This is a genomic window from Actinoplanes teichomyceticus ATCC 31121 (assembly GCF_003711105.1).
Taxonomy (GTDB): Bacteria; Actinomycetota; Actinomycetes; order Mycobacteriales; family Micromonosporaceae; genus Actinoplanes; species Actinoplanes teichomyceticus.
In genome coordinates this window covers 2,979,933-2,999,613 of record NZ_CP023865.1, presented here as the reverse complement: position 1 = coordinate 2,999,613, position 19,681 = coordinate 2,979,933, and the positions used below count along the sequence as shown (strand labels likewise).

At 73.0% G+C, this 19,681-nt stretch carries 16 protein-coding genes; 8 read left to right on the top strand and 8 right to left on the bottom strand.

The annotated features are described in order from the left end of the window. Positions 1-3 precede the first annotated feature (3 nt). Entirely contained in the window at positions 4-1,185 is a 1,182-nt protein-coding gene (locus ACTEI_RS13445) for a metallophosphoesterase (RefSeq protein ID WP_164465934.1), read from the top strand. A 274-nt stretch (positions 1,186-1,459) separates the two neighbouring features. Then, the gene (locus ACTEI_RS13440; protein ID WP_122977966.1) at positions 1,460-4,951 is read left to right on the top strand and encodes an ATP-binding cassette domain-containing protein; all 3,492 of its coding nucleotides are present in this window, start codon (positions 1,460-1,462) and stop codon (positions 4,949-4,951) included. A gap of 87 nt (positions 4,952-5,038) precedes the next feature. Here ACTEI_RS13440 and ACTEI_RS13435 read toward each other — a convergent pair whose 3' ends face one another. Beyond that, a complete protein-coding gene (locus tag ACTEI_RS13435) occupies positions 5,039-5,944 on the bottom strand; it encodes a S1C family serine protease (protein WP_122982122.1) in 906 nt (301 codons plus the stop codon). Between the two features lie 134 nt (positions 5,945-6,078). On the opposite strand from ACTEI_RS13435, the gene ACTEI_RS13430 reads away from it, so the two are divergent. From ACTEI_RS13430 to ACTEI_RS13410, 5 genes are all read left to right on the top strand, one after another. Next, positions 6,079-6,567, top strand: coding sequence for a hypothetical protein (locus ACTEI_RS13430; protein WP_145830875.1), 489 nt, complete (start codon positions 6,079-6,081; stop codon positions 6,565-6,567). A 670-nt stretch (positions 6,568-7,237) separates the two neighbouring features. After that, positions 7,238-7,522: a peptidoglycan-binding protein gene (locus ACTEI_RS13425; protein ID WP_122977964.1), complete on the top strand. Its 285-nt coding sequence runs from the start codon at positions 7,238-7,240 to the stop codon at positions 7,520-7,522. Positions 7,523-8,045: 523 nt separating this feature from the next. Further along, positions 8,046-8,777: a TIGR03089 family protein gene (locus tag ACTEI_RS13420; protein ID WP_122977963.1), complete on the top strand. Its 732-nt coding sequence runs from the start codon at positions 8,046-8,048 to the stop codon at positions 8,775-8,777. Between the two features lie 57 nt (positions 8,778-8,834). Next, the gene (locus tag ACTEI_RS13415; protein WP_122977962.1) at positions 8,835-9,437 is read left to right on the top strand and encodes a class I SAM-dependent methyltransferase; all 603 of its coding nucleotides are present in this window, start codon (positions 8,835-8,837) and stop codon (positions 9,435-9,437) included. Positions 9,438-9,878: 441 nt separating this feature from the next. Next, the gene (locus ACTEI_RS13410) at positions 9,879-10,907 is read left to right on the top strand and encodes an alpha/beta fold hydrolase (protein ID WP_122977961.1); all 1,029 of its coding nucleotides are present in this window, start codon (positions 9,879-9,881) and stop codon (positions 10,905-10,907) included. Between the two features lie 512 nt (positions 10,908-11,419). Here ACTEI_RS13410 and paaE read toward each other — a convergent pair. From paaE to paaN, 6 genes are all read right to left on the bottom strand, one after another. After that, positions 11,420-12,466: a 1,2-phenylacetyl-CoA epoxidase subunit PaaE gene (gene paaE / locus ACTEI_RS13405; RefSeq protein WP_122977960.1), complete on the bottom strand. Its 1,047-nt coding sequence runs from the start codon at positions 12,464-12,466 to the stop codon at positions 11,420-11,422. Between the two features lies 1 nt (position 12,467). After that, entirely contained in the window at positions 12,468-12,959 is a 492-nt protein-coding gene (gene paaD, locus ACTEI_RS13400) for a 1,2-phenylacetyl-CoA epoxidase subunit PaaD (protein WP_122982121.1), read from the bottom strand. A gap of 11 nt (positions 12,960-12,970) precedes the next feature. Continuing rightward, the gene (paaC, locus tag ACTEI_RS13395; protein ID WP_122982120.1) at positions 12,971-13,879 is read right to left on the bottom strand and encodes a 1,2-phenylacetyl-CoA epoxidase subunit PaaC; all 909 of its coding nucleotides are present in this window, start codon (positions 13,877-13,879) and stop codon (positions 12,971-12,973) included. A 7-nt stretch (positions 13,880-13,886) separates the two neighbouring features. After that, on the bottom strand, positions 13,887-14,183 hold the full coding sequence (gene paaB, locus ACTEI_RS13390) for a 1,2-phenylacetyl-CoA epoxidase subunit PaaB (RefSeq protein WP_187645981.1): 297 nt from the start codon (positions 14,181-14,183) through the stop codon (positions 13,887-13,889). Next, a complete protein-coding gene (gene paaA / locus ACTEI_RS13385; protein WP_122977959.1) occupies positions 14,180-15,118 on the bottom strand; it encodes a 1,2-phenylacetyl-CoA epoxidase subunit PaaA in 939 nt (312 codons plus the stop codon). Before paaA ends, paaB begins: the two co-directional genes overlap by 4 nt. A 130-nt stretch (positions 15,119-15,248) precedes the next feature. Then, a complete protein-coding gene (paaN, locus tag ACTEI_RS13380) occupies positions 15,249-16,937 on the bottom strand; it encodes a phenylacetic acid degradation protein PaaN (RefSeq protein WP_122977958.1) in 1,689 nt (562 codons plus the stop codon). 106 nt (positions 16,938-17,043) lie between these two features. Between paaN and ACTEI_RS13375 the strand changes: the two genes are divergently transcribed. Next, positions 17,044-17,682 carry a TetR/AcrR family transcriptional regulator gene (locus tag ACTEI_RS13375; protein ID WP_122977957.1) on the top strand — a complete coding sequence of 213 codons (639 nt, stop codon included), beginning with the start codon at positions 17,044-17,046 and terminating at the stop codon, positions 17,680-17,682. A 1,125-nt stretch (positions 17,683-18,807) separates the two neighbouring features. On the opposite strand, the gene ACTEI_RS13370 is transcribed toward ACTEI_RS13375, so the two are convergent. Continuing rightward, positions 18,808-19,680, bottom strand: coding sequence for an ATP-binding cassette domain-containing protein (locus ACTEI_RS13370; protein ID WP_122977956.1), 873 nt, complete (start codon positions 19,678-19,680; stop codon positions 18,808-18,810). Position 19,681: the final 1 nt, after the last annotated feature.

The following is a 19,681-nucleotide window of genomic DNA, read 5'->3' as shown; positions in this document are numbered from 1 at the left end:
GGCATGGCGGTGGATGAGGCGGTCGCGGCGCAGCCGCGCCGGCGGCGGGGGCCCGGCCCTCGGTTCGGACTGATCCTGGTCGCGGTGCTCGCGCTGCTGTTCGGCGTCCCGTGGGCGACGCTGTTCTGGTCGGGCAACGCCTGGCCGGCCCCGGCGGTCATCGCCGGCACGCTGGTGTTCGTGCTGGCCGCCGCGGCTTTCCCGGTGCTGATGTTCCGCGGTCACGGCCGCCACGACGACCGCTGCGCGCGGATCGCCGACACCACGCTCGGCGTGCTGTGGGTGCTGTTCGTCTGGTCTCTGCTCGGCCAGGCCGCCGGCGCGGTCCTGGCTCTGGCCGGGGTCGCCGACCCGGTGCGCTCCCGGCTGGTCACCGCGTCGGTCGTGGTCGTCTCGCTGGTCCTGCTGGTCTGGGGACACGTCGAGGCCATGCGGGTGTCCCGGGTCCGGCGCGTCGACGTGACGCTGCCCCGGCTCGGTCGCGGGCTGGACGGCCTGCGGGTGGTGCTGATCACCGACACGCACTACGGCCCGATCGACCGGTCCCGCTGGTCGCGGGGCGTGGTCGAGGTGGTCAACTCGCTGCGGCCGGACATCGTCGCGCACACCGGCGACATCGCCGACGGCGAGGTGCCGCAGCGCATCGCGCAGGCGTCGCCGCTGGGTGACGTGCGGGCGGAGCTGGCCCGGGTCTACGTGACCGGCAACCATGAGTACATGAGCGGCGCCCAGGGCTGGGTGGAGTACATGTCCTCGCTCGGCTGGGAGGCGCTGCACAACCGCCACCTGGTCGTCTCCCGCGGCGGCGACTCCCTCGTCGTGGCCGGCGTCGACGACCGCACGGCGGCCGGCTCGGGCGTGCCCGGCCACCACGCCGACCACGAGGCCGCCCTGGCCGGCGCCGACCCGGACCTGCCGGTCCTGCTGCTGGCCCATCAGCCCCAGCAGATTTCCGGCGCCGTGGCCCACGGCATCGACCTGCAGCTGTCCGGTCACACGCACGGCGGGCAGATGTGGCCCTTCCACTACCTGGTGCGCATCGACCAGCCGGTCCTGCAGGGCCTGTCCCGGCATTCCGAGCGCACCCAGCTCTACACCAGCCGCGGCACCGGCTTCTGGGGACCGCCGTTCCGGATCTTCGCGCCCAGTGAGATCACCCTGCTGACCCTGCGGTCCGCTTCCTGACCGTCGCGGTCCGCGAAGCCCGGGGCTCTCCGACCGGCAGCCACTGCGGAAACACCGGCCCGGGCCGTGCCGCCCGCCCGGTCACCGGAACGGTCTGACGGGCGTGCCGCCCGGCCGCGCGGTTCGCCGGGGCGGGACCGTCCGGCGAGGCGATCCGCGCCCGGTGGACGGCGCCTGCCGGATGACGGCATGCCGGGATTAAACCGGTTGAGCGCGGCTTGCCGGGCCGCGCACGATGGGGACCCCGCCTCATCCATCGTCCAGAGGACTTCGTATGCGTCTGCTCCGCGACCTGTGGGTTACCTCCCGAAGTCGCACGGCGCTCGCCGCGTTTCTGATCGTGCTCGGCGCGGCCGGATCCGCGGGCGCGCTCGCGCTGGCCGGGCCGGTGCTGGTCGATCGTTCCGGCTCGGTCTTCGTGACGCTGGCCGCGGCACTGGGCGCCGCGGTGCTCAGCGACGTCTTCGTCGGCCTGGTCGCCGCCCGGCTGACCGCCGACTGGGCGGCCCGGGTCCGGCGTGGACTCAACCGGGTGGCGTTCGGCCAGGACATCCCCACCCTGGAGAACACCCCGGTCGGCGAACTGCTCGACCGCATCGACTCGGATGTCTACCAGGTCGCCGCCGAGCTACGCGGCAGCGGCGTGCGGATCGCCCAGTCGATCGCCGTGGCCACGCTCTCCGTCGGCACCGCGTTCCTGGTGTGGTGGCCGGCCGGCCTCGCCATGATCGCCGTCTGCGTCCTGATCTTCCTGACCATGAACAAGCCGATCCGGCGGATCTCCCCGGTGCGCATCGCCGAGGAGGAGGCCTGGTCCGACCTGGCCGCGGTGATGGAGGAGGCCATTCACGGGCAGGACGACGTACGCACCAGCCTGGCCGCGCCGTACGTCCGGCGGCTCTACGCCGACCGCGCCCGCGAGGTGCTGGCCCGCGGCCGGCGGGTGTGGCGTGCCTCGTCGAAGGTCACCATGTGGGCCGGGGCGATCACCCGTACCCTGATCGCCTCGCTGGTCCTGGCCGGCGCCGCGGCGCTGGCCACCGGGCACATCGACGGCGCCCGCCTGACCGCGATCTGGCTGCTGGCGCTCGGCTTCGGCGGCACCCTGGAGCAGGTCACCCGGATGGTCCCGGAACTGCAGAACGCGCTGGGCGCCTGGAGCCGGGTGCAGATGCTCAGCGCGGTGCCCCAGGAGCCGACCGAGGGCCGCCCCCCGGTCGACGGCGATCTGGTCGTGCGGGACCTGACCTTCCGGTACTCCGAGAGCGACAGCACGCGCCCGCCGGCCCTGCGCGGGGTCAGCCTCACCTTTGCCCGGGGCCGTTCCTACGCGCTGGTCGGCCGCACCGGCTCGGGTAAGTCCACGCTGGCCAAGGTGCTCACCCGGGCCGTGGACGTGCCAGCCGGCACGGTGTTGCTGGGCGGCACGGACATCAACGACATCGGGGTCGAGGCGCTGCGCCGGTGGACCGCGATCGTCCCGCAGCGCACCGAGATCCTGGCCGGCACCCTGGCCGAGAACATCGCGCTGTTCGACCAGGAGCTGCTGCCCCGGGCCGGCGCCGCGCTCGACGAGCTCGGGCTCTCCGCGTGGGTGGCCGGCCTGCCGGACGGGTTGGACACCCGGCTCGGCGAGGGTGGCTACAAGCTCTCCGCCGGCCAGGAGCAGCTGGTGGCGTTCGCCCGGATCCTGGTCCGCGCCCCGCAGGTGGTGATCCTGGACGAGGCGACCGCCCGGATGGACCCGGTCACCGAGTCCTGGGTGCAGCGCGCCACCGACCGGCTGCTGCAGGGCCGGATCGGCGTGATCGTGGCGCACCGGCTGTCCTCGGTGCAGCGCTGCGACGAGGTGGTGGTGCTGGCCGACGGCGAGGTGCTGGAGGCCGGGCCGCTGCGCGAGTCGCGCCGCTTCGCCGAGCTGATGGCCAGCAGCAACCTGGCCGTCCCGGCCGCGGCGCAGAAATCCGCCGGGGGCGGGGTGCTGGTTGCCGACGAACCGGACTGGGACACCGCGGCGCGGCTGGAGCTCGGCCCGGACGCGCTGAGCAACCCGCTGCCCACCGTGGCGCCCCCGCCGCTGCCACCGGCGCCGCCGGCCCGCACGATGCGCGAGATCGCCCGGCTGGCCACCAACGACGCCCGGTACGGCCTCGGCGCCGTCGCCCTGTTCGTGTTCATGGTCCTGCTCGGTCTGGACGGCGCGGTCCTCCCGCTGCTCTGGGCGGACGTGGTGGACAGGACCGGCAACCCGTTGTACCCGGCCGCCGGGATCGCCGTCGCGCTGCTCGCCCTGATCCCGACGCTGTACTTCACCGGCGCCTGGTTCCCGGAGTGGTGGGTGCGGCAGATGCTGCGGATCAGCCTGCGCCTGGTGCACGGGCAGATCGGCCCGCGCCGGGTCAGCAGGCACACCCCGGCCGAGGTCGTCGCCCAGGGCGGCGACACCGAGCGGGTGGTCATGCTCGCCGACAACCTGATGGACAACGGCGTCGCGCTGATCACCGTGGTCGCCATGACGCTGACCTCGCAGTCGCCGGTGCCGGCCCTGTTCTTCCTCGGCACCATGCTGGTGTCCGGCCTGGCCGCGACCCTGTTCGGGCCGCGGCTGGAGCGGGCCGCCCAGCGGACCGTGGCGGCGCGCGCGGCGTTCGCGACCGCGCTGGTGTCGTCGCTGTCGGCGGCGCGCACGGTGAAGCTGGCCGGCGCGACCGAGCCGGTGCTCGCCCACCTGGCCCGGCTCGACGCCAGACGCAGCGAGCTGCAGTGGCGGGAGATCGCGATCCAGGTGTGGGCGCGGTCCACGCCGTCGATCGTGAGCGGGTTGCTGCCCATCGCGGTCTGGGCGCTGTACCTGTCCGGGCGGCTCAGCGCGGCGGCGACGCTGATCGCGGTGGCGACGCTCGGCTCGGCCCGGTGGTTCGCCTGGACGACCGCGTCGCTGGTGTCGCACTACCCGTCGGCTCGGGTGTGGACCGAGCGGACGGTGGCGATGGCCGGCGTCGCGGAGTACTCCTCGGACGTGCCCGGGGTGGACATCTCGGCGGGGACCGCGCCAGCCCCGCCGGCCGCGCCGCGCAGTCCGCTGCGCACGCTGGAGCTGCGCGGCTTCAGCGCGATCCACGAGAACGGCGCCCAGGGGGTACGCGACGTCGATCTGACCGTCGAGCGCGGCCAGCTGGTGCTGGTGGTCGGCCCGGTCGGGTCGGGCAAGTCGTCGCTGCTGCGCGCCCTGGCCGGCATCGTGCACCACACCGGTCAGCTGTGCTGGAACGGCGAGCCGGTCCACGATCCGGAGCTGTTCCTGCGGCCCAACCAGGTCGGCTACGTCGCCCAGCTGCCCCGGGTGCTGTCCGGGACGGTGGCCGACAACATCCGGCTCGGGCACGAGGTGGACGCGGCCGACGCGGTGTCGGTGGCCCAGCTGGACCACGACCTGGCCGCGTCCGGCGGCGGCCTGCAGCTGCTGATCGGGCACAAGGGCACCCGGCTCTCCGGCGGCCAGCTGCAGCGGCTGGCGCTGGCCCGGGCGCTCGCCCCGCGTACCGAGCTGCTGATCGCCGACGACGTGTCCTCCGCGCTGGACGTGACCACGGAGCTCCAGCTGTGGCGGGCGCTGCGCGCGCACGGGGTGACGGTGGTCGGGTCGACGTCCAAACGGGCCGCCCTCACGCAGGCCGACCGGGTGGTGGTGCTGATCGGCGGGAAGGTCGCCGAGCAGGGCACCTGGCCGGAACTCGCGGACCGCTGGGGTCACCTGGCGGGCTGAGACCGGTCGCGTTCCGGAAGCTGTCCGGGGCCGGCCGGTTTCTGGTTCGCCGGATGGCGGGGCGGCCCGCGGGCTCGCCGGGCCGGCTCAGCTGTCGATCCGGGCCTGCAGCTGCCGCACCACGCCGGTCACCGTGCCGGCCGGGGTCGCGAAGCCGAGCCCGACGCTCCCGCTGCTGTCCCCGGCGGTGGCGATGGCGACGTTGATCCCGACCACCCGGCCGGACATGTCCACCAGCGCGCCACCGGAGTTGCCCTGGTTGATCGCGGCGTCGGTCTGCAGCAGGCCGGTGAGTTCCTCGTCGCCGGTGTCCAGGCTGCGGTCCAAGGCGGACACGATGCCCGAGGTGACGGTGCCCTCCAGCCCGAGCGGGGCGCCGAACGCGAGCACCGTGTCGCCCACCGCGACGCTGTCGTCGGTCGCGAAGGTGACCGGGGTCAGGCCGGACAACCCGCTCGCCTGGACCAGGGCCAGGTCGTGGGTGGCGTCCGCGGCGACCACCCGGGCCGGAACCGTCTCGCCGGTGGACAGCCGCACGCTGACCGTGCCGTCCGCGGCGATCACATGGTTGTTGGTGAGGACCAGGCCGTCCGCGTCGAGCACCACGCCGGAGCCGAGCGACGACTCGCGCGCCCCGTCGACCAGGACGGTGACGATGCTCGGCTGCACCCTCGCGGCGACCGGGGCCAGGTCGGTGCCCTCGGTGACGGTGGTCGCGGCGGCCGTGGTACCGGTGGTGCTGCTCGCCGCGGACGCCGGGCGGCTGTCGAGGTACCGCTCGGCGAGGAACGCGCCGGCGCTGCCGCCGCCACCGACCAGCACCAGGACCGCGGCGCCGCCGGCGATCCGGCGCTTCCAGCGCGGATCACGCGGGGCCTGCACCATCAGGTGCGGAATGTGGTGGGCCGGCGGGAGGACCTGCACCGGTACGCGGTCAGCCGCACGGTAGGTGTGGTGGTCGTCAGCGGGGCGGTGGCTCAGCAGATCGGTCATGAACACCAAGGTGGCTCGGAACTTTGTCCCGTGGCGGTGAGTCGTCTGTGACTTCGCTGTACCCGGCCGGGTTCGCCCGTCCGGGTCGGTGCGCCGGCCGGGTTCCCGGACCGGGCACGGCCTACGGTGGTGGCGTGCCATCCGGACCTGTCGTCCCGTCTGTCGGTTTGACCGTGCTGCTGCTCGCGCCGGTGGCCGGGTGCGCGGGTCCCCAGCCGGCGTGGGTCGAGGGGCGGGCCGCGCCGTCGCCCGGCCGGGCCGCGCCGGTGCCCTCGCGCGCGGTCTCGCCGGCCGCTGCCAGCTCCGCGGTTCGGCTGCCGCCCGCCGCCGGCTCCGCGCTCGCCGCCCCCACGGTGTCGCTGCCGCCCGCGTCCGCCGCCACGCTCACCGGGCCCGGCGGGGCGGTGGCGGGCGGCAGCCCGGACCGCTTCGTCGCCGAGGTTCGTCGGCAGCTGCCGGGGTTGGCCCTGGACCGGCGCGACGAGGAACTCGTGGAACTCGGCGACCAGGCCTGCACGGCACACCGGACCGGCCGCCCGGAGGCGCTGGACGGATACGGGCTCTCCGCCGGCGAGACCCGGCGGTTGACGGGCGTGGCGCGTGCCGCGCTGTGTCCCGGCTGACGCGGTATGCCATGACCGACGCACCCTCAACCGGCCCACACGCTGCGCCATGACCGACACACCCTCAACCCGCCCACACGCTGCGCCATGACCGACGCACCCTCAACCCGCCCACACGCTGCGCCATGACCGACGCACCCTCAACCCGCCCACACGCTGCGCCATGACCGACACACCTCAACCCGCCCACACGCTGCGCCATGACCGACGCACCCTCGACCGGCCGACGCGATCTGTCCTGACCGACCCACGCTCAGCCGCCGACGCGCTCGGCCTCGGCTGAGAGGAGGGTCGCCGGGCTGTGCGCCCGCTGCGCCTCCGCCGGTTCCGGCCCGGCCGGAACGCCCGCACCACTCCGCGCCGGACTGACCGGCCCCTTTGACCCTCTGCCGCCCGGCCCGGCGCGCACACCGTCGGATGGCCCGCCTCCCGGGCCGTCCGGCACCTTGTCTGCCCGGGCGCCGCTCCACCTCCGCTCCCTAGGCACCAGTTCCTGACCTGCCGAAATACCTCCGCGCTCACCACCTGGCGGCGGTCCTGCGGTCCTTTCGGCCCGCCGCGCCGGTCGGCCGAAAGTCGTAGGGGCGCACAGGCAGTCGAGACCCTCGGCAGATGTCGGGCACAGCAGATTCTCCGATGCTGGAAGCACACCGCTCACCGGGAGGCAACGATGTCCGCACGAGGAATGCTGAACGTGGTCGGCACCGCCGTCGGCGGCTTGATCGGCTGGTCGGAGACCGCGCCGACCGCCGACCCGGAGAGCCTGCGCGAACTCTTCGCCGACTTCGGGGTCGAGGTCGGCCCGGACAGCGCCGACCTGGCCGAGGCGGTGCGGGCCTTCCAGGCCCGGGTCGGCCTGGCCGCCGACGGCGAGGCCGGACCGACAACGGTCCATCTCCTTGCCAGGTACGCCGCGGAAGCCCGCGAGCTGACCCGATTCCGCGAAGCGGCCTGAGCCAGGCGGGCCGCCTCCCACACACTCCGCGAAGCGGCCTGAGCCAGCATCGCCGCCTCCCGGGCGCTCCGCGAAGCAACCTGAGCCGGGCTCGCCGCCTCCCGGGCACTCCGCGAAGCGGCCTGAGGTTGCATCGCCGTACCCCGCGCGGTCCGGGAAGCGGCCTGAGCGAGCATCGCCGCGTCCCGCGCGCTCCGCGAAGGACCCTGAGCAAGCATCGCCGCATCCCGCGCGCTCCGCGACCCGGGCGCCACCGCACCGGTGTGCAGACCGCGCGCCTCGTTCCCGCCGAGGAGCCCGGTTCGTCCACCGGGCGCACGCGACCGGCCGACGCGACCCGGCACCGGGATGGCTGCCGCCGGACCCGCGAGCGCAGACGGACTCGTAGCCGCCGGCCGCGTAGCCGGACGGACGCCGGCAGCCGATGGACGAGCGGCGGCCGTTCGCCCCATCGTGCGACAGGATTCGCCGAAAAGCCGCGCATCGTTGGCACGTGCGGGACGGCTGGCTAGGTTGGGCGGCGATGAGCATGGAGCAACGCGCCGCCGAACTGTTCACCTTCTACGACGACGCCACCGGGGAGCGGGTCGGCCTGACCGCCGCCCAGCTGGGTGGATGGAGCGCGGCCGTCGCGTCGCTGCTCACCGAAGAGTGCGGGCTCGGCCCGGGCAGCCGGGCCGGGGTGCTGCTGCCGCCGCACTGGCAGACCGCGGCGGTGCTGCTCGGGGCGTGGTCGGCGGGACTGGAGGTGTCGTTCCGCGGCTGGAGCACGGCCGGGTTGAGCGAGAACGGGACCGGCGGTGGCGGGTCGCGGCTGGACGTGACCTTCGTGGAGCAGCGGCGGGTGGGGAGCTGGCTCGACGAGGTGCCGCCCGCGAAGCACCGGTTCGTGCTGGGCTTGGGGGCGAACGGGGCGCCGGCTTGCGACGTACCGGAAGGTTATCGCGATTTTCCGCCTGCCGTGCGCGCCCATCTGGGCGCGGCCCGGCCGCGGGATCGCGCCGCGGTGCTCGACGCGGCCACCCCGGACGGTACGACGTTCGGGGAGTACGGCGCGACCGCCGCGGCCGTCGCCCGGTCACGCGGGATCGAGCGCGGTGACCGGGTGCTGATCGACGCCGCCGGTTCCGAGGAGCCGCTGATCTGGCTGCTCGCCCCGCTGACCGCGGGCGCGTCCGTCGTGCTCTGCGCCGGTCTGGACCGTTCCCGGCTCGACGAGCGCGTCGCCGCCGAGGGCGTGACCCGGATGTTCTGACATGGGGTCCGGCTCCCCCTTCTACTGTGGATCTTCAGAGCGGTAGCGTCTCCGCTCATGGAGGTCTTCGATCAGCTCGCCGAGAAATACCAGGGCGAGCACAGTCACAACCCGTACCAGGCAGCCCTGACCGAGCGGATCGGCGCGCTGCTTCCCGCCGGCGCCTCGGTGCTCGATCTCGGCTGCGGCAGCGGCGTCCCCACCGCCAAGGCCCTGACCGAGTCGGATCACCGCGTGGTGGGCGTCGACATCGCCGAGGGAATGCTTCGCCTGGCTCGCGAGCAGGTGCCCGGGGCCGAGTTCGTGCACGCCGATTTCGCTCATCTGCCCGACGACTTCGGCAAGTTCGATGCCGTCACCGCGTTTTTCTCACTTCTCATGCTGAGCAAGGCAAACATCGAGCGTACGCTGGACAAGATCGCAGGCTGGCTCAAGCCGGGCGGATACCTCGGCCTCGGCATGGTCAACTTCGACGCGGACAGCATCCCGGTCGAATTCATGGGCGTCCCGGTGACCGTTTCCGGCTACCTCGAACCGGACCTCAGCGCGGTCCTGGAAGACCACGGCTTCACGGTCGTCAGCATCGAGACGGTCTCCTTCACCCCGACCGAGGGGCCGCCGGAGAGCCAGATCTTCGCCCTGGCCCAGCTTCCGGGGTGATCCGCGCGGCTTCGGTTCCCCGCTGCCACGACGAGCCGAAGCCGCACCACGGGCCCGTGTGCGACCGCGGGTCCGGCGCATCCGGCGCCGTCCCGTCGGGTCATGCGCATCCGGGCCGCCTACGCGTCCTGCCCACCGACTTTCGCGCAGGCCCGGCGCACACACACGGCCGGTAGCCTTCCCCGCCCGAAGCCTGCACGCGCGCACGCGCTGCCGGCCGGGCATCCCGGGCGCCCGGTCCCCCCGCGCGCACTCGTCGACACACCGCCTCCCGGGCGGCCGGTCCCCCGCACGCACTCATCGACACACCGCCTCCCGGGCGGCCGGTCCCCCGCACGCACTCATCGACACACCGCCTCCCGGGCGGCCGGTCCCCCGCGCGCACTCGTCGACACACCGCCTCCCGGGCGCCCGGCGCGGCCGATGACTTAGGGTCGGGAGGTGCCGATCTATACCGGGTTCGATGGGACGCCGCTGCACTACGACGACACCGCACCGGGAGATCATCCGCCGGTGATCGTGCTGGCCGGAGGCGCCGCACGGCATCCGGACTATCTCGGGGACCTGGCGGGTCTGCCGGACCGGCACCGGCTGCTCGTTCCCCATCTGCGCGGCGTGGGTCGCTCCCCCGCCGCGCCGCTCGCACCGCAGACCGGCCCCGATGCCGAGCCCGCCGCGCCCCAGACGCCACAGATCGCCCCCGATCCCGAACCGGTCGACGCCGCGTCACGCCCGGACGAGGCTGGTGCCGAGGCGGCAGTTCCTGATCCGGGCCAGGCCGGGGCTTACTGGCGCCAGGCCGCTGATCTGGAGCGGCTGCGGGTGCACCTCGGGCAGGAGCGGATCGTGCTCGTCGGGCACTCCGCCGGAACCCGGCTCGCTCTCGCCTACGCCGCGCAGTACCCGGACCGGGTCGCCGGCCTGGCGCTGGTCACCCCGCCCGCAACGTATCTGGTCGACACTCCGCCGGACGCCGAGGATCTCATCGCCCGCCGGCGCGGCGAGCCCGCGTTCGACGCCGCCGAGGCGGCATCGAAGGCCGGGCCGGATCTCGGCGACGACGCGGCGTTCAACGCCTGGCACCGGGCGTGCGCGCCGCTGGGGTACGCCGCCTGGGGCCCCGCCGAGCAGACCCACGCCCTGGTCGGCGAATGGGCGCTGCCCGCCGTGAAGGCATACTTCAGCGTCGACCCACCGGCGGACTTCGCCACCCGCCTGGCCCGGGTCACCGCGCCGGTGCTGGTCATCGCGGGCGCTGAGGACTGCCTGACCGGCCTGGCCCCGGTGGTGGCGCTGGCAACCTTGTTCCCGTCCGGGCGTGCCGAGGTGCTCGCGCGATGCGGCCACTACCCGTGGGTGGAGCAGCCAGCCGCCTTCCGCCGGGTGCTCGACGAGTATCTGTCGCTTTGCGGCGACACCGCCGCGGTCGAGACCGCGCCGTCCAGGCGCGAGCCGCATCACCGGTGTTGAGGCCACGCCGCCCCGTCCAGACACGAGCCACATCACCGGCGTTGGGGCCACGCCGCCCCGTCCAGACACGAGCCACATCACCGGCGTTGGGGCCACGCCGCCCCGTCCAGACACGAGCCACATCACCGGCGTTGGGGCCACACCGTCCCGTCCAGACACGAGCCACATCACCGGCGTTGGGGCCACGCCGCCCCGTCCAGACAGAAGTCGCATCGCCGGCATCGACTCCATACCGTGCTGGCCGAGACCGCACCGTCCGGGCGGGGTGACGCATCCGAGACCTGCAACGGCAGGCGTTCGGCTTCGTCGACCTGGTCAGCCACGTCGCCGAGCTGTTCGCCGTGCCCCTCCTACGAGGGATGGTCCGCGCCCACCGGGCAGACCGCTCTGCTCCGCGTGTGCGAGTGGCGCCCGCGGAGGCCCGCCACGGTGTCGCGCCGGCGCGGCGTTCGGCCTGGGCAGTTGTGCGCGCGAAGGTCCGGATGGGCACACCGGCCCTGGTACGCCCGGGCTCATTCGTCGAAGTCGACCACCACCTTCGGCGAGGCGGCCGTGCTCTGGCAGGTCAGAACGAACCCGGCGGCCAGCTCGGCCGCCTCCAGAGCGAAGTTGCGCCGCATGGTCACGTCACCCTCGATCACCCTGGCCCGACAGGTCCCGCAGACACCGCCCTTGCACGCGAACGGCAGGTCCGGCCGAGACCGCTGCACCCCGTCGAGCAGGGTGACGCCCTCCTCGACGGTGACCGTGGTGGACCGGCCGTCCAGGTGAACGGTTATCTCGCTGCTGGGGCCGCGGGCCTCCGGCTCGGAACGCACCGGCTCCGGCGGCGCCTCGTCCACCCAGAAAAGCTCGCGGTGGATGCGCTCCGGCGCGACACCGGCCTCGCCGAGCACCGTGGTCGCGTCGGTCACCATGCCGAACGGTCCGCACAGCCACCAGTGATCGACCGCCGGCACGTCGATCAGCAGCGGTAACAGCGCGCGAAGCCGTGCCGCGTCCAGCCGCCCGGAGAAGAGTTCCACCTCACGCGGCTCCCGGGACAGCACGTGCACCAGTTCAAGGCGGGACGGGTAGCGGTCCTTGAGGTCGGCGAGCTCCTCGGCGAACATCACCGTGTCCGTGCGCCGGTTGCCGTAGAACAGGACGACCTCGGTGTCCGGCCGGCGCAGCAGTGACGCCGCGATCGACAACAGCGGGGTGATCCCGGAGCCGGCGGCGATCAGCACGTGCCGCCCGCCGGTCGTCAGGTCGGGGGTGAACGTCCCGGACGGCGGGGCCACCTCGATCTCGTCGCCGGGCCGCAGGTCGTGCACGATCCATCCGGAGATCTTGCCGCCCGGCACCTCACGCACCCCGATGCGAGGCGTGCCCCCGGCGGGTGCGCAGATCGAGTAGGTGCGGCGTTCCTCGGCGCGGCGCACGGTCAGCGACTGGCCGGGCCGGAACGCGAACCGTCGGGCCAGTTCGGGCGGCACCGCGAGGGTGACCGCGACCGCGTCCGGGCAGAGCCGGTCCACCGTGGCGACCCGTAGCGCGTGGAACTCGCCGATCGCCACCTCAGATCTCCTTCATGTGCTCGAACGGTTCCCGGCAGGCTCGGCATCGGCGCAACTCACGGCAGGCGGTGGCGCCGAACGCGGCGACCGCTTCGGTGTCGGCGGAACCGCAGCGCGGGCATCGGAGGTCGCTCGGGCGTGGCGTCAGCGTGAGAGGCACCGGGCCGGCGGGCCGGCGTGGCGCCGGCCCGGGCGGCGCGATGCCGGCTTCGGCGAGCTTGCGGCGGCCGGTTTCGCTGATCCAGTCGGTGGTCCAGGCCGGCGCCAGCACGGTACGCACCTCGACCCGCTCGAACCCGGCCCGCCGCAACGCGCCGGCGATGTCGGCGCGGATGGTTTCCATCGCCGGGCAACCCGAGTAGGTCGGTGTGATCGTCACGAGCACGCCATCGCCGTCCTGCCGCACGTCACGCACGATGCCGAGCTCGGCCAGCGTGACCATCGGCAGTTCCGGGTCGGTCACCTGCCCGACGACCGTCGCGGCGTCCAGCATCGTCACCGGGATCACCACGCACCTCCGGGTATGGCGCGGGCCAGCTCCTGCATCTCGGCGAGGATGTCGCCCAGCGCCTCGGTGTGCTCGCCGCCGCGCCCGGAAGCGACGACGGCGGTGCCGGATGTCGTGACCGGTATGGTGGTCCCGGCCGTCGCCGGCTCGACATCGATGGTCGCCGCGCTCAGCACCTGGCTGAGCACCCCGTCGAACTCGGCACGCAGACCGGCCACATCGACGGCGACTCCGGCCGAGGTCAGCCGCAGTTCGATGTCGTGCGGCTGGAACATCTCGGTGACCAGCGGCAGGATCGCGGTCACCGCGGCGGACATGCGCTCGCGGGACAGCGCGGTCCCGTCGCCGAGCCGGACGACCCACCGGGCGGCGTAGTCGCGGTGGTAGGTCAGCTCCTTGACGCCCTTGGCGGCGATCGCGGCCAGCATGGGGTCGCGGGAGCCGGCCAGCCGGTCGAAGAGGGCCAGCCGCCAGGTGGTGAAGACCAGCAGCCGGGCCATCAGGTGGGCGAAGTCGGCGTCGGCACGCTCGGCGAGCCGGAGGTTGCGGAATTCATGCGGGTCGCGCCGGTAGGCGAGGTCGTCCTCGTCGCGACCCGCGCCCTCGGCCGCACCGGCCCGGGTGAGCAGCAGGCGCGCCTGACCGAGCAGGTCCAGTCCGATGTTGGCCAGGGCCAGCTCGTCTTCCAACTCGGGTGCCCGAGTCACCCACTGCTGCAACCGGTGCGACATGACGAGCGCGTCGTCGCCCAGCATCAGGCAGTACGTCGCCAGGTCCGCGCGGTCCACCCCGGACGGCAGCTCGGACGGCACACCGGCCAGCGGGTCGGTGAAGCCGGTGCCGTACGCCCAGCGAGCGTCGTCATCGTGGTCGGTGAGCGCACCGTACGCGTCGTCGAAGGCCATCATCACCTCAGATGTGCGGCACCGAGTCGGGGATGGCGTAGTACGTCGGATGCCGGTACACCTTGTCGGCGCTCGGCTCGAAGTACGCCGCCTTGTCGTCGGGATCGCTGGCCACCACGTCGGCGGAGCGCACCACCCAGATGCTGACCCCCTCGTTGCGCCGGGTGTAGAGATCGCGGGCGTGCTGCAGGGCCATCGCGTGGTCAGCGGCCCGTAGGGATCCGACGTGCACGTGGTTGAGCCCGCGCTTGGCGCGCACGAACACCTCGAACAGCGGCCACTCGTGCCGCACCTCGTCGCTCATCGCCGATCCTCGCTCCCGCTGCCGGAGTGTTTCGCCGCGTGGGCCGCGGCCGCCTCGCGCACCCAGGCGCCTTCGCTGTCGGCCTCGCGGCGCCGGGCGATCCGCTGCCGGTTGAGCGGCCCGTCCCCGGAGATCACCCGGTGCAGCTCGGACCAGTCCGGATCGCCGAAATCGTGGTGCCCGCGGTCGGGGTTCCAGCGCAGTTGCGGGTCGGGCAGGGTCACGCCGAGCGTCTCGGCCTGCGGCACCGTCATGTCGACGAAGCGCTGCCGGAGCTCGTCGTTGCTGTGTCGTTTGATCTTCCAAGCCATCGAGCGGGCCGAGTTCGGCGAGTCGGCGTCCGGCGGGCCGAACATCATCAGCGACGGCCACCACCAGCGGTTGACCGCGTCCTGCACCATGTCGCGCTGTGCGGGGGTGCCGCCCATCATGGTCATCAGCAGTTCGTAGCCCTGCCGTTGGTGGAAGGACTCTTCCTTGCAGATCCGGATCATGGCGCGGGCATACGGCCCGTAGGAGCTGCGACAGAGGGGCACCTGGTTGCAGATCGCGGCGCCGTCGACGAGCCAGCCGATCACGCCGACGTCGGCGAAGCTGAGCGTCGGGTAGTTGAAGATCGACGAGTACTTCTGCCGGCCCTCGATCAGCCGCCGGGTCAGGTCGCCGCGATCCGCGCCGAGGGTTTCCGCCGCGGAGTAGAGATAGAGCCCGTGTCCGGCCTCGTCCTGCACCTTGGCCAGCAGGATCGCCTTGCGCCGCAGGGTCGGGGCACGGGTGATCCACTCGCCCTCCGGCTGCATACCGATGATCTCCGAGTGGGCGTGCTGCGCGATCTGCCGGATCAAGGTCTGGCGGTAGCCGTCCGGCATCCAGTCCCGCGGCTCCACCCGCTGGTCGCGCGCGATGGTGTCCGCGAAGGTCTCCTCACCGCTCATGGCACCCTCCTCTCTGTCTCAGGTGACTTCCGCGATCCCCGGAGCGCGATCACCGGCGCCGGCCTGTCACCGGAGCGACCGTGACGGGCGGATGCCGCGATCACCCCGGCCGAGCCGGCGCCGGCTCCGGTCACGACGCGGCCACCGGCGCCACGTGGTGACGCGACTGCAGGGTGAAGAACCGACCGCACACGAAGTAGTCGTCGGTCAGCGAGGCGGTCGCCGCCGGGTTGGCCCCGGTGCCGTGCAGGTCACTGAATGCGGCGGTCTGGTTGACGAACACCCCGCCGGTCAGGTTCTCCGACAGGTGCACACCCGCGTCCAGCGCCGCCTCCCGGGCGGCGGCCAGCACCTGAGGTGAGGTGGAGTGCACCAGCGCGGTCAGCGCGCCGTGCGCGCGCACCGTCTCGGTGAACACCCGCAGGCTGTGCTCGGTCGAGTCGGTGGTGATCAGGAACGACACCGGCCCGAACCATTCCCGCGTGTACGTCTTCTCGTCGGCGGCGTCGAGCCGCAGCACGACCGGGGTGCGGATGGTGGCGCCCGGGAACTGCTCGTCGGTCACCGCGGCGGACGGGTGCACCACGCCCGGCGATCCGGCCGCCTCGGTCAGCCGGGCCAGCACCCCGTCGTTGACGATCGCGCCGAGCGTGCCGGCCGCCCGTTTCGGGTCGCCGAGCAGCTTGTCCAGCGCGGTGGCCAGGTCGGCGCCGAACTCCTCCGGGGTGCGGCGGCCGGCGTCGGTCTCGATGCCGTCACGCGGGATCAGCAGGTTCTGCGGGGTGGTGCACATCTGGCCGCTGTAGAGCGAGAGGGAGAACGCCAGGTTGCGCAGCAGCCCGCGGTAGTCGGCGGTGGAGTCGAGCACGACCGTGTTCAGCCCGGCCTTCTCGGTGTAGACGACCGCCTGCCGCGCGTTCGCCTCCAGCCAGTCGCCGAACTCGCTGGAGCCGGTGAAGTCGACGATCCGCACGTCGGGATGGGTGGCCAGGGTCGCGGCGATGCCGTCGCCCGGCTCCTCCGCGGCGAGGGTGACGATGTCGGGGTGCAGACCCGCCTCGGCCAGGACCTCACGGCACACCTGCACGGTGATGGCCAGCGGCAGGACCGCGCCCGGATGGGGCTTGACGATCACCGGGTTGCCGGTGACCAGACTGGCGAACAGGCCGGGATAGCTGTTCCAGGTCGGGAACGTGTTGCAGCCGATGACCAGGGCCACGCCACGACCCACGACCGTGCCGGTCTTGGCCATGCTCAACGGCTCGCCGCCGCGCTGCGGTTTGGACCAGGACGAGTGGTCCGGCATCCGGGTGGTGGCGGCCAGCGCGTACGCGATCGCCTCGAGCGCGCGGTCCTGGGCGTGCGCGCCACCGGCCTGGAAGGCCATCACGAACGCCTGCCCGGAGGTGTGCTGCACGGCGTGCGCCATCTCGAAGATGCGCGTGTTGATCCGGCGCAGGATCTCGGCGGCCACCCCGGCGCGACCCTCGGGGCCCACGGCGCGCCAGGAAGCGACGGTGGCGCGGGCGGCGGCGACCAGGGCCAGCGGGTCGGCCTTGGGATAGCTGACGCCGAGTTCGATGCCGTAGGGCGAGCGCTCGGTCGACACCGTGCCGACGGCGCCGGGCACGTCGACCGGGAACTGCTTGCCGAGCAGGCCGGTGAAGGCGCGCTCGCCGGCGGGCGCGGCGTCCTCGCCATAGACCGACTTGCTGGGCGACTCGGGGAACGCGGACCAGTACTCGCGGGCGGCGGTCGCCGCGATGGCGCGCTCCAGGAGCTCACGGTGAGAGGCGTACAGGTCTGCCGGTGTGGTCATTCGTCCGCTCCGTTGCGATCGGCTGCATCTCATGTTTACCGTCCACTCGGTCGGTAATTCAAGCCCCTGCCGTACTCCGCTCGCGAGGTCTGACATATTGCGCCCCATGGACAGCGCGCGACCCGCCCCGCGCCGGCGCGGCCGGCCCGGCCACGATCTGGACGCGGTGCTGGCCGCCGCGGTCCGGCTCTTCAACGCTCACGGATACGACGCGACCAGCATGTTCGACGTGGCGGAGACGCTCGGCATCACCAAGTCGACCCTGTATCACCACGTCAGCGGCAAGGAGCAGCTGCTGGCAATGGCCGTGGACCGGGCGGTCGACGGGCTCTTCGAGGCGGCCGCGCGGGTGCGCGACGAGGGGACCACCGCCACCGTACGCCTGGAGGAGTTGATCCGGCGCAGCGTGCTGGTCCTCGCCGAGCGGCTGGAGTTCGTCACCCTGCTGCTGCGCGTCCGCGGCAACACCGCGGTGGAACAGCATGCCCTGGCCCGGCGGCGCGAATTCGACGCCCTGGTCACCGAGCTGGTCAAGCAGGCGCAGGCGGAGGGCGGGATCCGCGCCGACGTCGACCCGGCCACCGCGGCGCGGCTGCTCTTCGGCATGGTGAACTCGCTCGCCGAGTGGTACCGGCCGGAGCGGGGACGGCCGGAGGCGATCGCCGCGACGGTGGTCCGGCTGGCCTTCGACGGACTTCGGACAATCGACACAACAGATGATCAACGCCGGCAACAAGAACAATGAGTTAACGTTGCCCCAGGCGGGTAGTAATGCCTCCGCGGGAACGAAATCGCACGCGGGATGCAGGCCGCCCGGAGACCGGGTGTCATCGCCGCCAACGACGTCGGCGATGACACTCCCGCGGGCATCCGGCGCCGGCACGCCGGCTCCCGCGGCCGACGAGATCCCCCCGACGTAGTACCGTCGCATCGGGACCGGCCGCCCGCCGCGCGACCTCGGCCCGGAGGATGCGCAGCCCGCCTCCCGTGGGTGGCCGGCAGCTTCCCGGTTCGCCGGTCGCGATGGCAACCCGCACGAATCCCTCCAGCGTGGCACCCCACGAGCGGATCGGCTCCGCTTCGGGCACGGCGATCAGGTCGGGACCCTCCGGGTACGCCACCGTCCCGCTCCCGGCGGCCAGTCCCCGCCCGCGCCGCGCGTCGATCTCCGCGGGACGTCTCGGCGATCCCGGGAGGCACGGCGTCCACGTCGGCGACCGGGGCCACAACCACCGCGCCCACGAACGCCCCGCGAGCACGACAGCCACCGCGGCCACGAAGGCCCGGCAATGCACGGCATCCGCCGCGGCCACGTCGCCCCGCCAAGCACAGCAACCACCCCAGCCGCGAACGCCCCGCAAGCACGACAACCACCCCAGCCGCGAGAGCCCCGCCAAGCACGACAACCACCACAGCCACGAAAGCCCCGCCAAGCACGCCAACCACCGCAACCGCCAACGCCGCAGCAAGCACGACAACCACCGCGGCCGCCAACGCCGCGGCAAGAACGATGACCGCCCCGGCCAGGATCGCCTCGGGAAGGCATGAAGACCTGGCCACGGAGGACCCGCAGAAACGCCGCCACCCCGGCCACGTACGACCCGCAGAAACGCGACCACCCCAGCCACGGACGGCCCGGCAAAGGCGGTGACCGCCCACCCGGATGTGGTCGCGCCCGATCAAGCCGCCGCGATCTACCCGGCCCGCACGGTGCCTGGTGACGCCAGGGCGTGCCGTCGGCGGGACCGGGCGTTCGACGGCACACCGGCCGACGAAGTGCCTGGTGAACGCCTATGCGGAAACAAAGTGGGCACACTCGGCGAGGCCCGGAAGTGGCAGGATGAAGTCCGGCCACGAAAGAGGGTGACTGTCATGACCGATGCTCCGATCCCCGCGCCGAGCCGGTGTTCCGCTTCCCGTCGGTTGACGGCCGCGCCAGCTCACGTGACAGCTCGGCGAGTTCGTCACCGCCGGCCATCTGCGCGGTCAGCTCGTCCAGGGTGACCCGGCCGCGCCGGGCGTCGAGGGCGGTCGCGCCCCGCTTGAGGATCACGAAGTGGTCCCCCACCAGGTGGGCGTGCTGCGGGTTGTGGGTGATGAAGACGACGCCGAGACCCGCGTCGCGGGCCGCCGCGACGTACCTGAGCACCACACCGGACTGCTTGACGCCGAGCGCCGCGGTGGGCTCGTCGAGGATCAGCACCCGCGCTCCGAAGTAGACGGCGCGGGCGATCGCGACGCACTGCCGCTGTCCACCGGAGAGCGTGGCGACCGGCTGGTTGATGTCGTGCACGACGATGCCCATCTTGCGCAGCTCCTGGTCGGCGATCCGCCTCATCTCCCGGACCCGCATCCCGGCCAGCGGGAAGCGGCCGGAGGTGAGCTCGGAGCCGAGGAAGAAGTTGCGCCACACCTCCATCAGTGGGACGACGGCCAGATCCTGGTAGACGGTCGCGATGCCGTGGTCGAGAGCCTCCCGAGGAGAGCCGAAGGTGACCGCCTGGCCATCGACTTTGAGTACACCGGAGGTGTGCCGATGCAATCCAGAGATGATCTTTATCAGGGTGGACTTGCCGGCGCCGTTGTCGCCCAGCACGCAGATCACCTCCCCGGCTACGACACGCAGGTCGATGTCGTGCAGGGCGCGGACCGGGCCGTAGCTCTTGCCCACCCCGGTCAGTTCCACCAGGGGCTGGCCGCGGCGCAGCCCACGGTCGGCGTGGTCAGCCAGGGCGTCGGTCACG

Excerpts from the sequence above, each read along its gene's own strand:
- ACTEI_RS13445 (WP_164465934.1), top strand. The coding sequence starts at position 4 with ATGGCGGTGGATGAGGCGGTCGCGGCGCAGCCGCGCCGGCGGCGGGGG.
- ACTEI_RS13440 (WP_122977966.1), top strand. The coding sequence starts at position 1,460 with ATGCGTCTGCTCCGCGACCTGTGGGTTACCTCCCGAAGTCGCACGGCG.
- ACTEI_RS13435 (WP_122982122.1), bottom strand. The coding sequence starts at position 5,944 with ATGACCGATCTGCTGAGCCACCGCCCCGCTGACGACCACCACACCTAC.
- ACTEI_RS13425 (WP_122977964.1), top strand. The coding sequence starts at position 7,238 with ATGTCCGCACGAGGAATGCTGAACGTGGTCGGCACCGCCGTCGGCGGC.
- ACTEI_RS13420 (WP_122977963.1), top strand. The coding sequence starts at position 8,046 with ATGAGCATGGAGCAACGCGCCGCCGAACTGTTCACCTTCTACGACGAC.
- ACTEI_RS13415 (WP_122977962.1), top strand. The coding sequence starts at position 8,835 with ATGGAGGTCTTCGATCAGCTCGCCGAGAAATACCAGGGCGAGCACAGT.
- paaD (WP_122982121.1), bottom strand. The coding sequence starts at position 12,959 with ATGCTGGACGCCGCGACGGTCGTCGGGCAGGTGACCGACCCGGAACTG.
- paaC (WP_122982120.1), bottom strand. The coding sequence starts at position 13,879 with ATGGCCTTCGACGACGCGTACGGTGCGCTCACCGACCACGATGACGAC.
- paaB (WP_187645981.1), bottom strand. The coding sequence starts at position 14,183 with ATGAGCGACGAGGTGCGGCACGAGTGGCCGCTGTTCGAGGTGTTCGTG.
- paaA (WP_122977959.1), bottom strand. The coding sequence starts at position 15,118 with ATGAGCGGTGAGGAGACCTTCGCGGACACCATCGCGCGCGACCAGCGG.
- paaN (WP_122977958.1), bottom strand. The coding sequence starts at position 16,937 with ATGACCACACCGGCAGACCTGTACGCCTCTCACCGTGAGCTCCTGGAG.
- ACTEI_RS13375 (WP_122977957.1), top strand. The coding sequence starts at position 17,044 with ATGGACAGCGCGCGACCCGCCCCGCGCCGGCGCGGCCGGCCCGGCCAC.